Annotated in this window: 13 protein-coding genes; 10 read left to right on the top strand and 3 right to left on the bottom strand. The window is 55.5% G+C overall.

Going from position 1 to position 16,095, the window contains the following annotated elements; genetic code table 11:
- Nucleotides 1–17: 17 nt before the first annotated feature.
- The 3 genes from AAGW23_RS11835 to yegS all read right to left on the bottom strand — a co-directional run bounded on the left by AAGW23_RS11835 (nucleotide 18) and on the right by yegS (nucleotide 2,854).
- Nucleotides 18–842: an MOSC domain-containing protein gene (locus AAGW23_RS11835; protein WP_342406680.1), complete on the bottom strand. Its 825-nt coding sequence runs from the start codon at nucleotides 840–842 to the stop codon at nucleotides 18–20.
- A gap of 26 nt (nucleotides 843–868) precedes the next feature.
- Nucleotides 869–1,801, bottom strand: coding sequence for a chemotaxis protein CheV (locus AAGW23_RS11830; RefSeq protein ID WP_342406679.1), 933 nt, complete (start codon nucleotides 1,799–1,801; stop codon nucleotides 869–871).
- A 123-nt stretch (nucleotides 1,802–1,924) separates the two neighbouring features.
- Nucleotides 1,925–2,854, bottom strand: a complete 930-nt coding sequence (gene yegS, locus AAGW23_RS11825; protein ID WP_342406678.1) for a lipid kinase YegS — start codon at nucleotides 2,852–2,854, stop codon at nucleotides 1,925–1,927.
- A gap of 376 nt (nucleotides 2,855–3,230) precedes the next feature.
- On the opposite strand from yegS, the gene AAGW23_RS11820 reads away from it, so the two are divergent.
- From AAGW23_RS11820 to AAGW23_RS11775, 10 genes are all read left to right on the top strand, one after another.
- A complete protein-coding gene (locus tag AAGW23_RS11820) occupies nucleotides 3,231–4,667 on the top strand; it encodes an undecaprenyl-phosphate glucose phosphotransferase (RefSeq protein WP_342406677.1) in 1,437 nt (478 codons plus the stop codon).
- A gap of 159 nt (nucleotides 4,668–4,826) precedes the next feature.
- Entirely contained in the window at nucleotides 4,827–5,264 is a 438-nt protein-coding gene (locus AAGW23_RS11815; protein ID WP_342406676.1) for a low molecular weight protein-tyrosine-phosphatase, read from the top strand.
- Nucleotides 5,265–5,278: 14 nt separating this feature from the next.
- Entirely contained in the window at nucleotides 5,279–7,489 is a 2,211-nt protein-coding gene (locus AAGW23_RS11810) for a polysaccharide biosynthesis tyrosine autokinase (protein WP_342406675.1), read from the top strand.
- A 169-nt stretch (nucleotides 7,490–7,658) separates the two neighbouring features.
- Nucleotides 7,659–8,711 carry a glycoside hydrolase family 5 protein gene (locus tag AAGW23_RS11805; RefSeq protein ID WP_342406674.1) on the top strand — a complete coding sequence of 351 codons (1,053 nt, stop codon included), beginning with the start codon at nucleotides 7,659–7,661 and terminating at the stop codon, nucleotides 8,709–8,711.
- Between the two features lie 358 nt (nucleotides 8,712–9,069).
- Entirely contained in the window at nucleotides 9,070–10,326 is a 1,257-nt protein-coding gene (locus tag AAGW23_RS11800) for a hypothetical protein (protein WP_342406673.1), read from the top strand.
- Nucleotides 10,286–11,170: a glycosyltransferase family 2 protein gene (locus AAGW23_RS11795; protein WP_342406672.1), complete on the top strand. Its 885-nt coding sequence runs from the start codon at nucleotides 10,286–10,288 to the stop codon at nucleotides 11,168–11,170. The genes AAGW23_RS11800 and AAGW23_RS11795 overlap by 41 nt, the downstream gene beginning before the upstream one ends.
- Complete coding sequence (locus AAGW23_RS11790) at nucleotides 11,160–11,921, top strand: WecB/TagA/CpsF family glycosyltransferase (RefSeq protein WP_342406671.1); 762 nt, start codon at nucleotides 11,160–11,162, stop codon at nucleotides 11,919–11,921. Before AAGW23_RS11795 ends, AAGW23_RS11790 begins: the two co-directional genes overlap by 11 nt.
- A gap of 160 nt (nucleotides 11,922–12,081) precedes the next feature.
- On the top strand, nucleotides 12,082–13,113 hold the full coding sequence (gene gmd, locus AAGW23_RS11785) for a GDP-mannose 4,6-dehydratase (RefSeq protein WP_342406670.1): 1,032 nt from the start codon (nucleotides 12,082–12,084) through the stop codon (nucleotides 13,111–13,113).
- A gap of 282 nt (nucleotides 13,114–13,395) precedes the next feature.
- The gene (locus AAGW23_RS11780; RefSeq protein WP_342406669.1) at nucleotides 13,396–14,301 is read left to right on the top strand and encodes a GDP-mannose 4,6-dehydratase; all 906 of its coding nucleotides are present in this window, start codon (nucleotides 13,396–13,398) and stop codon (nucleotides 14,299–14,301) included.
- Between the two features lie 564 nt (nucleotides 14,302–14,865).
- Nucleotides 14,866–15,954 carry a polysaccharide biosynthesis/export family protein gene (locus AAGW23_RS11775; RefSeq protein ID WP_342406668.1) on the top strand — a complete coding sequence of 363 codons (1,089 nt, stop codon included), beginning with the start codon at nucleotides 14,866–14,868 and terminating at the stop codon, nucleotides 15,952–15,954.
- Nucleotides 15,955–16,095: the final 141 nt, after the last annotated feature.

Genomic DNA, 16,095 nt, shown 5'->3' with positions numbered 1-16,095 from the left:
GCGCCATTTTTGAGAGATTAGCGTTGTTCTGGGTACGCCTGTTCGAGCACTTCAACGGGCATACCAACCTGCAACAAGCCAGTGCCTTCGGCGATCAAGTTCTGACCGAAGAACACGCCACCCTCCCCCTTGCGGTAGCTCATCAGCGTAGCCAGCGGCTCGCGATCAGGGTTGCGCTCCCCGCTAAGGGGGTCGATGGTCGGGATGATGCAGCGCGAACAGGGCTTAACCACGCGGAATGTCAGATCACCGATGCGGATGCGCCGCCAGCCATCTTCTGCGTAAGGCGCCGCCCCGGCAATCACCAGATTCGGCCGAAATCGGCGCGCGTCAAGCAACTGTCCGACCCGCGCCGAAAGATCGTCGAGTGATCGCTGGCCAATCAGAAGGAAGGGAAAGCCATCGCTGAACGCCGTTCGCTCACCTGGCCGTGCGTAGTCCTGATCGACCTGGATGCCACGCGAAGTCGGCAAATGCACCAGACGACAGGGACGACCAAGCATCCGCGTCAGCCATCCAGCCGCAGCGTCACCCGCATCGGGTACCCGTACGCTTTCGCGCCAGATCAGCACGCCACGCTCAACTGCACCTTGCTCCGGAACCGCCACACGCAACGCATCCATCCCTGGCCCCGTCAACAGCAGCGCCGCATCGCCCTGCCAGCGGGCATCCAATAGGGCCATGCGTGGCAGCATTCGCTGGGTAAGGAATTTCCCGCTTGCAGCGTCCACTACCATCCAGCGCCGGTCACCGCACAAGCCAAGCTCGTCGCATCGTGCATGCTCCAGCAGCTCCGCCGAACCGGACTTGAGCGGAAAACGATACAGCGAGGCAAGGTGCATGCTGGGCCCTCTATCGGACGATCAGGTCAGTGTTTTTCGTCCAGCAACAAACGCTCACGGACGACGTCGACCAGTTTCTCTGGCTGAAACTTGGAAAGGAAGTTGTCGCAGCCGACTTTTTGCACCATTGCCAGATTGAAGCTGCCGGAAAGCGACGTATGCAACACCACGTAGAGATCGCGCAGGCGAGGATCGTTGCGTATCTCAGTGGTGAGACGGTAGCCGTCCATCTCCGGCATCTCCGCGTCGGTAAACACCATGAGCAGTCGATCAGTGATTACCTCATCACTATCCGCCCAGGCCTTCAGCTTGTTCAAGCCCTTCACACCGTCGCTGGCAGAGTGGACGGTAATACCCAGCTGGCTCAAGGTCTCGCGCAGTTGCGCCAAGGCCACAGTCGAGTCGTCGACGCAGAGTACCTCACGCCCCCTGGCACGCTCGAGCACCGGATCGGTCAAACGCTCCGGTGCGATACTGGTGTTGTACGGAACGATCTCTGCCAGGACCTTTTCCACGTCGATCACTTCGACCAGCTTATCCTCGACTTTGGTAATTGCAGTGAGATAGTGCTGCCGTCCCGCAGTGGTCGGCGGCGGTAACACCTCCTCCCAGTTGAGGTTGAGGATGCGATCCACACCGCCGACCAGAAAGGCCTGAATCGAGCGGTTGTATTCGGTCACGATGATGGTACTGCTTTCATCCGGTACCAACGGCCGCAAGCCTATGGCTCGCGACAGGTCGATGACCGGCAAGGTCTGCCCGCGAAGGTTCACAACGCCGCACACCGAGCCGTGGCGGTGCGGCATCAGTGTCATCTTCGGCAGCTGCACAACCTCTTGCACCTTGAACACGTTGATCGCGAACTGTTGCCGTCCGGAAAGACGGAACATGAGAATTTCCAGACGGTTCTGCCCCACCAATCGGGTGCGTTGATCGACTGACTCCAGAATGCCGGCCATTGCGGGCTCCTTTGGCGAATAGGGACTAAGGAGCTATCGGCCGCAAACGTCCGGGCTTTATCCACCGGCAATAGAATTTATCTCTCGCCCGCATGCCCTGCTCGCATACGGAACCGCAAACGGTCAGGCGGATGGATGTTCGTTCTCTATCAGCGGCTCGTCCCGCAGCAATGGGCTGTCCACAGGAAGGTGCAAACGCAGTGCTCGCCGTTTCACGGAAAAATGCATCCGCTTTGCCGCGATCGGCTCGCCATCAAGATTAATACTGATTTCTTCTGGCGCTTCTACCTCGAACCAAGGTGCACGAGCTTTGACCGAGACGGTGTCTATGCCCAGCAGCCCACCACTCAGCAAGGTGCCGAGGGTCCCGACCGTATCGGCTGGGGCCGGAACGATGCAGATGTCGAGCAACCCGTCATCGATCGAGGCCTGAGGACAAAGCTGCTGTCCACCACCGGACTGTCGACCATTGCCGATACCCAGTGCTAGAAACTCGCCCTCCCAGGTAAAATCCGGCGCCACGAAGCGGCCCCAGGTGGCGCGTAACTCACTGAAGCGGGACAAGCCGGTCAGCAGGTACGCGCTGCCGCCAAGAACTCGCTTCAGTTCCGACGAGGTGGTGGCGGTGACCTTCGAGCCAAAGCCACCCGTCGCCATATTCATGAACAGCTCGCCGTTCATTTCGCCGACATCTACCCAAACAGGCTCTCGATTCAACAAAGTGAGTGCATCGAACGGTGCAAGTGGTATTTCCGCCGCATGTGCAAAATCATTAGCGGTGCCGAGCGGTAACACCGCCAAACTTGCGTCAGAGCCACTGTCGAGCAACGCCTGCACCATCTCGCGCAATGTTCCGTCACCGCCTCCAGAGACCAGCGTCCGATATCCTGTTGCCAGCGCTTCACGTACCAGCCGCGCGGTATCGCCTGGTTCCCATGTCACCCGCACCGCAAGCTCGTTGCCCAGCTTGCGCCATTCGGTAACGGCTTCTCTTACTTCTTCGTTGAGCCCTTGCTTCCCGTGGAGGACGAGCAATGCTTTGGGTTCATTCATGCCAATCGTTCCAGTCATCCGTATCGGTATGCGCAGATAGACCTGTTTCAACTGCATAAAGTTGTGAAAGGGCAACCGCATAGGGACTTAAGCCGAGCAACCAAATCGTTGACCACCGGTCAGCGCAGGACGCTGAAAAGCCGCTTAGATAACACTCCGTCATCACCTTATCCCTTTTATATCAAGCATTTGCGACATGCATTTAATTCTTTCGCAGCAATAGGCTCTTTGCATGAATTCGGTGAACTCATTTCCTGCAGGGCGGTCCGAGCTGTTGTCCAGGTGAAGGTTGCGATAGCGGCCTGCCATCAGAACCGCGGATCGCGGCGATCAAAACGAGTATTGAGCTAGCAATAGCCATAGGAAGGAGCCTTGTATGCGCTTACAGTCCGTTGGAACCCTTGAGTACGCCCACCCCAGCTTCGTAGATTACTTTCTTGCCAGTATTCGTCTGATTCACGGGCTGACCTCTGTGCTGCCGGGCGTTCTGTTGTTGCTGTTTCTGCCCCTCGACCTGCCCGCAGGCGGAGGCACATTCAGCACCTTCCTGATGTTTTTTGGCGTGATCAGCGTTGTCATCTTCCAATCGGTAGGCATCTACAGTGAGGAAGTTTTCAGCACGCTGCTACGCTTCCGCACCATGCTTGTCGCGTGGGCTGCGGCTTTCAGTCTGATGATCTTCATGCACCAGGGGCTGGGCATGTTCGGCTACCTTGAAGCCAAACATCTGACCTTCTGGTTCGTCACCAGTGGCATCCTGTTCGGTGCCGAGCGACTGATGATGCTCGCCCTTTTTCGCCGGCTGATGGCAAAAGGCGTGTATCTGCAGAATGCTGTAATTCTGGGCGGCACAGACAATGGTGTGCGTGTTGCCGAGTACCTGGCTCACCACCGCGATATACGCACTGGCGTGCTCGGTTTCATCGACGACCGCCTCGAGCGTCTTCCGGATACGCTGGCTGACCTGCCACTGCTGGGCAATACCCGTGACCTGGAGCAGATGATTCGCGAAGAAAAGGTGACTCAAGTACTGGTCGCCCTACCCTGGTTTGCCGACAGCCGCATCGGCCAGCTGATCAATGAGTTGCGCAGACTTCCGGTCAACGTTTTGCTGGTGCCGGATATGGTTGCCTTCCGCCATGCCAACAAGCGCATCACCGAAGTCGGTGGATTACCGACGCTGATTGCCTCCGACCTGCCGCTGCGTGGCTGGTCGCCAATGTTCAAGCGCATCGAAGACATCATGCTGTCCAGCTTGGCTTTGCTGGCGGCCGCCCCGGTCATGCTACTGCTCGCCCTGGCAATCAAGCTCGACTCGCCCGGCCCGGTGTTGTTCAAGCAGAAGCGCTACGGATACAACAACCGACTGATCGAAGTCTTCAAATTCCGGTCGATGTACCACGCCAAGTCGGACGCCAATGCCGAACGGCAAACGACGCGCAATGATGACCGTATCACCCGAGTAGGTCGCTTTATTCGCAAAACCAGCCTCGACGAGCTGCCACAGCTGCTCAACGTGTTCCTGGGCAGTATGTCCATGGTCGGACCGCGCCCTCATGCGACAGCGACCAAGGCCGCAGGCGTGCTGTTTGAAGACGCCGTATCGGAATACTCCGCGCGCCACCGCGTCAAACCCGGCATCACTGGCTGGGCGCAGATCAACGGCTACCGTGGCGAGACCGACACCGTCGAGAAAATCGAGAAGCGCGTGGAGTACGACCTCGATTACATAGAGCGCTGGTCCGTCTGGTTCGACATCTACATCCTTGCCCGGACCGTCCCCGCCCTGCTGCTCAACAAGGACGTCTACTGACTGCCCCCCGCATTGACCAGGTCCAAACTGGCAACACGCCACATTACATGCGCGAGCGCAGCAGGAAGATTGAACTAATGAAGCGAGCCAACATCAGATTTGCGTTCTGCAACAGGCAGACCTGTTCGCCCACGAAATCCGGGCTACGAGGCTGAGTAAATGTTCCAGAACATATTGATCGTCTGTGTGGGCAACATCTGCAGAAGCCCCGCAGCCGAAGCATTGCTGGCCCACAAACTCAAGGGCAAAGGCCTGACGATCAGCTCGGCAGGCATAGGTGCCTTAGTAGGCAACCCGATGGACAAGACTGCACATGAGGTGCTTAACGATCACGGAGTGGAACACACGGCTCACCGTGCGCGCCAGGTTGATAGCGAAATGCTGCACCGCGCAGACCTGATCCTTGTGATGGAGCAGAGCCACATCCAACACATTCGTCAGATCGCACCCGAAGTACACGGCAAAACTTTTCTGCTGGGTAAATGGCTTGACGATACGGAAATCCCCGATCCCTACCGCCAGTCAAAGCCCGCATTCGAACATGTTCACAGCCTTCTGACCCAGTCCGTCGAAAGCTGGCTTCCTTACCTGAAATAGAAGAAGGAACTTCAATGACCACCATGCCACGACCCATTTACGAAACAAAAGAGGAAAAGGACATTGACCTGGCCCACCTCTTTGACACGTTTCTGAACAACCGAGCGCTGATACTCACCATAACGGGGTTTTTCGCCGCACTGGGGGTTGCCTATGCGCTGCTCGCGACGCCGGTATATCTGGCCAGCGCAATGATCCAGATCCAGGCTAAGGGTGGCCTGCCAAGTCTCACAGACGTGGTCGGCACCGCCCCGGCCGTTTCGCCGGCGCAAACAGAGATTGCCCTGCTCAAATCGCGTTCGGTTGTTGGTAGTGCAGTCGAAGATCTGAACCTCGACATCATCATCGAGCCGCACCACTTCCCGGTGTTCGGCGGTTATATCTTCCGTCGATTCGAGCCTACCGAGGAAGGTGAGTTGGGCTGGTATCCGGAAGGCTTCGAGTCTTATGCCTGGGGTGGCGAATCGCTGCGCGTCACACAGTTGATCGTTCCAGACAAGATGCACGGCGAAGAACTGACGCTGGAAGCGGCCGAAAACAACGGCTTCATCCTGCGCGATACCGACGGCGAAGTGGTCGTTCAAGGCGTCGTTGGCGAGCCCATCGAAACCCCGGATTACGGCATCACCGTGGCGGAACTTAATGCACGTCCAGGCACTACATTTACTGTGGTCAAGAACCGCACCTATGCCACTACCGAGGACTATCAGAATCGCTTGAACGCCGGCGAGCGCGGTAAGCAGTCGGGCATCCTGAACGTGACGCTGGAAGGCACCGATCCGGAAAAAGCGGTCAAGGTGCTTGAGGCGGTAGCCCAGCGTTACGTCGATCAGAATATTGCGCGCAATGCGGCCGAAGCGACCCAGAGCCTTGAATTCCTGAGCGAGCAGGTGCCTGAGGTCCGCAAGAAACTCGACGCCGCGCAAACAGCGCTGAACGAGTTCCAAACCGGCAATCGTTCGGTGGATATCTCGGCGGAAACCCAGTCGGTGCTTGATCGCATCGTTGATCTTGAGAGCCAGATCTCCGAGCAGAACCTCAAGCGCACCGAGATGGAAAGCCGCTTCACCCGTCAGCACCCTAATTTCCAGGCGCTGATGAACCAGATCAATCAGTTGCAAGCGCAAAAGACTGAACTGGAAAAGCAAATTGGCACCCTGCCGTCTACTCAGCAGGAGCTGCTGCGCCTCAACCGCGATGTAGAGGTGTCATCCGAAACCTACTCGATGCTGCTGAACAAGACGCAGGAGCTGGATATCATCCGCGCCGGAACAGTGGGCAACGTTCGTATCGTTGACCACGCTGCGGCAGATATCGACGAGCCGATCAAACCCAACAAGCCATTGATCGTCATCGTCGCCACGCTGCTTGGCGGCATTCTTGCCGTCGCCTTTGTATATGTTCGTGAAGCGCTGAAGCGTGGCGTCGAAAACCCTGAAGAGATCGAGCGTGTAGGTATCCCTGTGTATGCAGCGATCCCGTTCAGCGAGAAACAAGGACTGCTGGAAAAACGCCTGGTTAACTTCAAGCGGGACAAGAGCAGCGCTTCGTATCTGCTTTCGATCAATGATCCAGCTGACCTGGCAACCGAAGCGATGCGCAGCCTGCGTACCAGCTTGCACTTCGCGATGATCGAAGCAAAAAACAACATTCTCATGATCACTGGCCCTAGCCCAGCAGTGGGCAAGTCATTCGTGACCAGCAACCTTGCCGCCGTCATCGCGCAGTCTGGCAAAAAGGTGCTACTGATCGACGCCGACATGCGCAAGGGTTATCTGCATAAAGTCATGCGTTGCCAGGGTGAGAAAGGCCTCTCCGACATCCTGTCCGGCCGAATCACACTGTTCGATGCCATTCAGAAAACCCAGTTGAACAATCTGCATGTGATTACTCACGGCCAGCTGCCTCCTAACCCATCGGAACTGCTGATGCACGAGAACTTCTCGCGCTTCGTCAAAGAGATCAGCAGCATGTACGACCTGGTCATTTTCGATACGCCTCCGATCCTGGCCGTAACCGACGCTGCACTGGTCGGCAGCCAGGCCGGCACTACCCTAATGGTCACGCGTTACGGGCTGAACGGCGTGAAAGAAATCGAGTTCGCCAAGCGCCGTCTTGAGCAGAACGGGCTCTTGGTCAAAGGCGTAATCTTCAACGCCGTGGTGCGAAAGGCATCGACTTATAGCGAGTACGGTTACTACCAGTACGACTACCAGAGTAAGTAAGCCTTCTGGCTTTTAGAGTTCTGTAAGTCATCAGGCTCTGCCGCCACTGCTCCCATTGCTGCTAATCGAACCGTTCGCCTTCCACAAGGAGAACGGTTCGCATTATGCAATCGACTGAGCACAACCGAGCCGTCGAGCTGGCAACGGCCCTTTGGAGATCAAGGTCATTATGGAACGTCGTTCCCTTTCTCTTCTGTTCCGCGCTGCAAGGTTAATAGCCGGCTTGTCCATCGCCGGGTGCCTATCGGTCGCACAAGCACAGCCCAACGAACACACAGGCATCGACCTGATCGGCATCAACATGTCGGGCGCGAACTTCGCTCCGCATATCACACCCGGAAAAGTCGGCACCAATTACTTTTATCCGGAAGAGAAGTATTTCAAATACTACGCAAGCAAAAACATTCGCTTGATTCGGTTTCCGTTCATATGGGAACGCCTGCAACATGACCTTTACAAAGGCGTCAACTTTGATCAGATGCGGTTGCTCAAACGGACGCTGGACTTCGCCGCCAACCATAACCAGAAAGTCATTCTGGATATGCACAACTATGGCCGGTACAAAGGCAAGCTGATCGGTTCGCCACAGGTGCCCTACGAGGCCTACGCAACTGTCTGGCGCAAGCTTGCGAAAGCGTTCAAAAACCACCCCGCGTTGCTGGGTTACGACATTATGAACGAGCCCCATTCCACAGATGGCCTTTGGCCTGGGGCCGCCCAGGCAGCAGTCGATGCCATCCGTGAGGTAGACATGGACAGCTTGATATTCGTTGAAGGCGACCGTTGGGCCAGCACCTTTCACTGGCGCTACGTCAACGAGGACTTTCTGATCAACGATCCGGCAGACAAGATCATTTACGAGGGACACCTGTACCTCGACAAGGATTTTTCCGGGCGTTATGCCAAGGACGAAGTGGTCGACCCAATGCTGGGGGTTGAACGCGTTCGGCCGTTCGTCGAGTGGCTGAAGGAAAACAACCTCAAGGGTTTCCTCGGCGAGTACGGTGTACCTGGCCATTCCGAATCGATGCTGCTCGCCATGGACAACCTGCTTGGCTACCTCAACGAAAACTGCATGCCTAGCGCCTATTGGGCAGGCGGCCCAGGCTGGGGTAAATACGTATTGGCTGTCGAGCCCGTAGATGGCAAAGACAGACCTCAAATGGAAATCTTGCAAAAGCATATTTCCAATAGCTGCACGGAATACGGCCCTGAGCAGTAGCCTTGACAGATGCATTGCTGCCCTGCCTGTGGATAGTGGCAGGGGCCGCATCGGACAGTGTGAAGCCGTTCAGAACTATTTCGCTGAAATCTTAAAAATCGACGCAACCCTGCCGGCAACCGCTTGTCCAAATTCGACCTTACATCGAGCGGCTTAATGCGAGGGGAACTCAAACACTCCTGCCGCTATCGAATCGAGTTGTTACTGGCTGACTGCCGGCGTGAATTAACCGAGGCGCTGAAGCGATCAGCGAGACGCAGAGTGACGCGCACCGAAGGTATCGATGTGGCAATGCTAAAGCTTGAGTTTGTTGCGACGTAGTAGATCTGGAATGGAAATGCACCTAAGGACCCAGGTGATGACAAACATCAGCTCAAAATTTTTCTTTTTGCCGTTGACCGTACTAGCGATTGTCCTGCACTTCTCGGTGTTTGGTGACAGTACGCACAACCCGATCGGCTTCAAGTTTCTGAACGAAGCCTATTTGGCTGTCTGCCTGGGATTGTCGCTTCTGTTGATTCTTGCCAGTACCGAAGAGTCATCCAGAGAGTTTCGCATCCTGATGTATTACGCTTTTTACAGCGTTTTCGTATTCACGGTGCTACCTGCAATCTTTTCGTTTTACACCTTTGGTCAACCCATCACTTTCGGCCTGATCGAAGAACGCCGGATTCTCTTTACATTCGGCTTCGTCCCGCTGCTACTGCTTGCCAAGCACATCAGTACCCGCCAGTTCGAGCATGCATTCATCTACGCTGCACTAATTGCAGTGATCCTGTCCTGGTGTTTCAAGTTCGGGTTGGTTCCGGATCTGCGCGAGGAACAAACGTCCTGGGATCGACCGGACCGTTCGTCCATCGGGCCCTTTTTGATCTGTTTCGCCTATTTCTATTGCATTCAGGTGTGGGCAAAAGGCAAATCGCCTATTAATGGTGAACAGCGACAGCGAAAGCTGTATCTCATCCTTGCAGCCGTTCTGTTGCTGACATTGGTTTTCGCCACGCAAACCCGTCAGCTGATTGTGCTGTGCCTGGCATTTACGCTCTTCTCGTTGCGGGCCAAAGCAATCATTTGGGCTGCCTCGCTTTGCGTTCTGTTGTCCCCGCTGTTCTTTTATCCAGAGTTACTTGAAATCCTCGGACTGAACGTCGAGTTCTACGAGAGCAGTCTGGACGGCGACGTGGAGGATGGCGTGAGGCCCCATACCATCGCATCCGTGTTCAGTCACTTGAATCTAGTTAATTGGTTGCCCAGCGGGTCCTTGTCGCTGATGTGGCAGGACGGTTTCATCCCCTACTTCGGCGAACACTTCTTCCTCTCAGACATTGGCATCATTGGCACACTGTTTCGCTTCGGTTTTCTCACTTTTCTGCTGGTTCCTCTGACCCTGTTCGTCTACCACCGTATCGCGCGTAGTATCAATTCCGAAATGGAGTTCACCTATGCGGTGATCCTGGCCTTCTTCGTGATATGGCCACTCAACGGTCTGTTCGAATATACCCAACCAGTTATTTGCATGCTTTTCGTATTACATGCTCTACGGGCACGCCATCTTCGCAGCAAGGAACGAGTACATGAACGTCGCACTTATTCTCAACTACAAAGCTGCTACTGAAACAATCAGCTGCGCTGAAAGCCTGCTCGAACATTGCCCGACGATTGGCCATATCGTCATCATCGACAATGATTCGCAGGACGGTTCCGCCATCGCCCTTCAGAACTGGCTCGATGAAAAAGCTCATACAAACGTGACCGTGCTTTGTAACCCAGATAACAGCGGTTACGCGGGCGGCAACAATTACGGCTTGCGCTGGGCAATGGAGCATCTGCAGCCCGAGTATTTCTGGGTTATCAATAACGACACCTATGTAGACAGCGATGCCTTCTCACCGCTACTGGAAGCATTGCAGCGTAACGGCCGTCAGTTTGTCGGCTCGCTCGTATTGAGCGCCGACACAGGTCGGCTGGAGTGCTACGGCGGCGGAAAGCTCTATCCGATCCTAGGCAAAGCCAGATTGCTCGGAAAAGACCAGAGCATCGAAGCGTCTCAACAGCAACACCCTCAGCACGCTCCAGACTACATCATGGGCTGCAGCCTGGCCTTTTCGGCCGCATTGACCGAAGAAATCGGTTTGATGGACGAAGATTACTTCATGTATTTCGAAGAGGTTGATTGGCAGTACCGTGCCAGAAATTTTGGTGTTTCGACGAGAGTGATCCCCGAAAGCCGCCTGTATCACTACGGTTCACTTAGCCTGGGTAGTCGATCAGCGTTCTATCACTACTATCGCAACCGTGCAGCCACACGTTTCAATAAGCGTTTCTACGGTCCGGCATTTGCGATTGTTTCCGCGTTTCTGCTTTCGGCCGTTACAACTGTCAAGGAATACAAAAGTCCCACCCTCGCCTGGTCAGGTATCAAGGGCGCCTTTAAGGGAGTAGCAATGAGTGTCAAGTGATACTAATGCGTTCGGAATAGACTTCTATTCCGGCAATAAGAAGACTTTATTGACCTGCATACGCGAGGGCGTCAAGCAACCCTATTCGTTTGTGGTGACGCCGAACGTTGACCATCTTGTTCAACTCGAACATGACGAACAGCTGCGTGACGCTTATTTCAAAGCGCGCTGGAGGGTATGTGACAGCCGCATCCTGCTCTCGCTGTTGAACCGTCTTGGCATACATCTGGATGAAGCTATTCCCGGCAGCGATTTGACACTCGACCTGCTCAAGTGGGCGGACCGGGATCGGCTGCGCATTGTCCTGATTGGCTCAGCGACAACCGAAGCCGACAAACTCAGAGCACTCTATCCAGGCATTTCTCTTTATCACTACAACCCACCGATGGGCTTCATAAAAAAACCGGAAGAAGTGCAGCGTTGCTTGCAGTTTGTTCGTGAAAATCCATCGGAGTTGGTTCTTTACGCCGTGGGCACCCCACGCGGTGAAGTGCTGGCTGCGGCCACTCAGCCTTACGAGCGCACAGGGATGGGCTTCAGCATCGGCGCCTCCATTTCGTTTGCAACGGGAACCATCAAGCGCGCGCCGAAGTGGATGCGCGAATTCAAACTTGAATGGCTTCATCGCATGTGCATGGAACCCCGCAGGCTGGCCAAACGCTACTGGGCGGACGCGGTGTATATCGTGCCGGCCTTCCTGAGGGAAAAACACTCGAGGCAGAAAGCCAGCCCAGCAAAACAGGAGTCTTGATCAACCATTGAGGCCACCCTTCGGACATACGGAGCACCGGTATGCGGTGATCGGCTGTCATTGAAGCTTACCGATTAACTTCGCTGCCTTTCAGAGCCTTGTGCTAGGCAAGAGCGAAGCAAGTACACATCAGAAAACCTATCCTCGAACAGGGAAGACAATGAAAGCGATTATCACGGGTATCACAGGGCAAGACGGCGCCTACCTTGCAGAACTCCTGCTAGAAAAAGGCTATACCGTCTACGGCACGTTCCGTCGCACCAGTTCGGTCAATTTCTGGCGAATCGAAGAGCTGGGCATCGACAAGCACCCCAATCTGAATCTTGTCGAGTACGACCTGACGGACCTGTCCTCCAGCATTCGACTGCTGGAAAGCACTGGCGCGACTGAGGTGTACAACCTCGCCGCACAGAGCTTTGTGGGTGTTTCCTTCGAGCAGCCGCTGACTACCCTTGACATCACCGGTGCAGGCGCCGTGAACCTGCTGGAAGCCATTCGTATCGTCAACCCGAAGATCCGCTTCTACCAAGCCTCGACTTCAGAAATGTTCGGTCAGGTACAGGCGATTCCTCAGTCCGAAACCACGCCCTTCTACCCACGCAGCCCCTATGGCGTAGCCAAGCTGTATGCGCACTGGATGACGATCAATTACCGCGAGTCATACGGCATATTCGGCTGCAGCGGCATTCTGTTCAACCACGAGTCGCCGCTGCGCGGGCGTGAGTTTGTGACGCGAAAAATCACTGATTCTGTGGCTAAGATAAAATTGGGCAAGCTCGATGTGCTGGAGCTGGGCAACATCGACGCCAAACGTGATTGGGGCTTCGCCAAGGAATATGTCGAAGGGATGTGGCGCATGCTGCAGGCGGACGAGCCTGGCGTTTTTGTGCTGGCGACCAACCGAACCGAAACCGTGCGCGACTTCGTGACTTTGGCGTTCAAGGCGGCTGATGTCGAGCTCCAATGGGAAGGCTCCGGCGAACAGGAACAAGCCACCGACACAGCAACGGGCAAGGTCGTTGTGCGGGTAAATCCTAAGTTCTACCGCCCAGCGGAAGTCGATCTGCTGATCGGCGACCCACAAAAAGCCAAGGACGTGTTGGGCTGGGAACCTAAAACTACACTGGAGCAACTGTGCCGCATGATGGTGGACGCCGACATGCGTCGTAATCAGCAGGGCTTTTCGTTCTAGGGGCAATCGACTGGCAACGGTCGTTCTGGTTCAGGCGCCTGCTGATATCCGAGTGCCCTCTTGAGGGTCGCCACGTCGAAAGTCAGTTGGCGCTTTGATTCGGGACGGTCTGTTGGTCGTCTCAGCTGTCGAGACAGACCCAACTGGCACACTGAGAAAGCGCTGGCGTTGCGGCACAGATCGCCCAACTGCCGTCGACAGTAAGCGCAACGCCATGCCAATCGACTATACCTTGGACCTGCATCGGCTTTGAAACTGGAATTTCATCCTATCGGGAAGATCATGCGTAAAGTGCTGATAACCGGCGCAACCGGTTTTACCGGGCGCTACATGGCAGAGGAACTCGCAGCGTGCGGCTACGAGGTTCATGGCCTCAGCTATCGCCAACCCGTCGGGGAGCTGCCCGCGGCAATCTCAGCCGTTCATTGCTGCTCGTTGAACAATGCTGAGCTGCTACGCGCCCTTTTGATCGAAATCCGCCCAACCTACGTCGTGCACTTAGCAGCGGTCTCTTTCGTCGCACACAGCGATGCCGATGCAATTTACACAGCCAACCTGCTCGGCACTCGCCACCTGTTGGAAGCGCTACGTACCGCAGCAACCGAGCTTGAAGGCGTGCTGCTAGCCAGCAGTGCAAACGTGTACGGAAACGCCACCGAAGGTGTGCTGGATGAATCCGCGCCCTTTGCTCCGGCCAATGATTATGCTGTTAGCAAAGCGGCCATGGAGTTTCTTGCCCGGCTGTACCAGGATCGTTTGCCGCTGATAGTCAGCCGTCCGTTCAACTACACGGGTGTTGGTCAAGCGGAGCAATTTCTTATCCCGAAGATCGTGTCGCATACGCGCCGTAGGGCCGCGGTAATCGAGCTAGGTAATCTGGATATTGCCCGTGATTTCTGCGATGTCCGTCAGGTGGTTCATGCTTATCGGCGCTTGCTTGAAACACCCGCCGCGGTTGGCCAGACAGTCAATATCTGCTCCGGATTGGCCTATACGCTCGAGTACGTTCTCGAGCAGGCAGCTGCCATTTCCGGCCATCGCATGGAGGTCAGGGTCAATCCAGCCTTCGTGCGCAGCGCGGACGTAAAGAACCTGTTCGGTAGCAGAGCCAAACTGGATTCGCTTATTGGCGACATGTCCCAGATCGAATTGAAGGACACGCTGCGCTGGATGATCGAGCATCCCTAAGCTGCCAAAAAGTGACCCAATCAGCTTTGCCATCGGAAATGTGGCAGCCGATCTCAAGTTATGGCGACCCCCGCTTTCGCCGGCTCACGTCCGCTGTGTGCAGTGAGCCCGATAGTTAGTTGATAGCCGCATAAAAGCGGTCACGACTGATGGCTAGCCACCGTCCGCTTATTATCGATCACGCTCTTCGCCATGTGCCGACAAGCTTTGCATTACCAATTCATTTATGCACATGGTCGTGAACCGCAGAGAAACGAAGCGGTCTATGGCTACTGTGAGCCATGCAGCGTCGTTTTCTATTGAGGAAGGACGCCAAACAACGATTGAGCGGAACCTGCTCGGTGGCTCAATCGGACCTGGCCTCATACGTATCTGTAGGTATATCCCTCAGAGCTTGCAGTAGCGACACCCGGAACAGCAGAGATTGGATGCGTCTGTAGCACCGCCGAAACAACTTCGGCGATTGTCGATAGACAAGTCAGTGTTCGCTCGCTCCTTTAGCTAAAGGTGAATTGCGCTGTTTCACTTCGTAAAAACAACTATTCCGTCAAGGATGAAGAAACCATGAAACCATTATTTGCTCTCGCTTTCTCTTCCGTGCTGGTGCTGCAGGGATGCGTCTTCTCGCCCGGTCAGCATCTGAACCCCGATCAGTTCAAGGACGGCGCAGAAACGGAAGACGGCACTGTCCAGCTGATGCGCATCACCCCTGAAATGCTCAAGGGCGAGCTCTCGTCTGACCAAGGCACCTCCAGCAAGCAAGAGCTGCTTAGTTTCAAGCCTGAGGCCTATCGTATTGGCGCCAACGACGTTCTGTTCATCACCGTTTGGGACCATCCTGAACTGACCGCTCCATCGGGCCCACAACAACAGCTGGACGCCAATGGTCGCCTGGTTCGCCCCGACGGCACGCTGTTCTATCCCTACATCGGCAACATAGAAGCAGCCGGCAAAACGATCGAGCAGCTTCGCTCCGATATTTCCAAGAGGCTGGCCAATTACATCGACAGTCCTCAGGTAGACGTCAGCCTGCTGCGTTTCGGTAGCCAGCGCATCGTGCTTTCCGGCGCATTCAACACAGCTGGCGAGCTCGAGGTAACTACTGCTCCGATGACCATCGTGCAGGCTATTGGCCAAGCCGGTGTCGATACCGATACAGCGGATCTGTCCAGCCTGATGCTCAAGCGTGACGGCCGCGAGTACATGCTTGATCTCGACGACCTGAACCGTCCGGACTCCTGGTTGCATCAGGTGTATCTGAAAGACGGCGACCAGCTACATCTGCCGTATAACGACCAGAAGAAGATCTATGTTCTGGGCGAAGTAGTGAACCCGCAAGCCATGACCTTCAAGGCCACCAGCCTCAACTTGATGGATGCTATCGGCACCGCAGGCGGTATTCGCCAGGAAACTGCCGATGGCGAAGCGGTCTACGTTATTCGTGGCGCTGAAAACATAGCCACTGAAAAAGCCACCGTGTTCCAGCTGAATGCCGAATCTCCTGCGGCATTTGCTCTGGCTCAGCACTTCCCTCTGCAACCGCAGGATGTGGTGTTCGTCGGACCGGCAGGTATCACTCGCTGGAACCGCTTCATCAGCCAGCTGCTGCCTTCGGCTAGCGTCATTGGCACCGGCGCTGCGTTCAACCGGTAACAACAGGAGTCCTCAGGTCGAGATCGGCCTGATCAAAACCGCAGTCAGCTCTTGAGCGACTGCGGTTTTTTATTGTGTTTCCGAGCTCATCGGGGCGCCTATGCACGCTTAATCACACCACCATTCAACCGACTGTAGAGC

Origin of the sequence: Stutzerimonas chloritidismutans, from assembly GCF_038562055.1 — a bacterium.
GTDB lineage: Bacteria > Pseudomonadota > Gammaproteobacteria > Pseudomonadales > Pseudomonadaceae > Stutzerimonas > Stutzerimonas chloritidismutans_A.
Note: the sequence above shows the minus strand (reverse complement) of the source record. Positions and strands in the feature narration are given on the sequence as shown.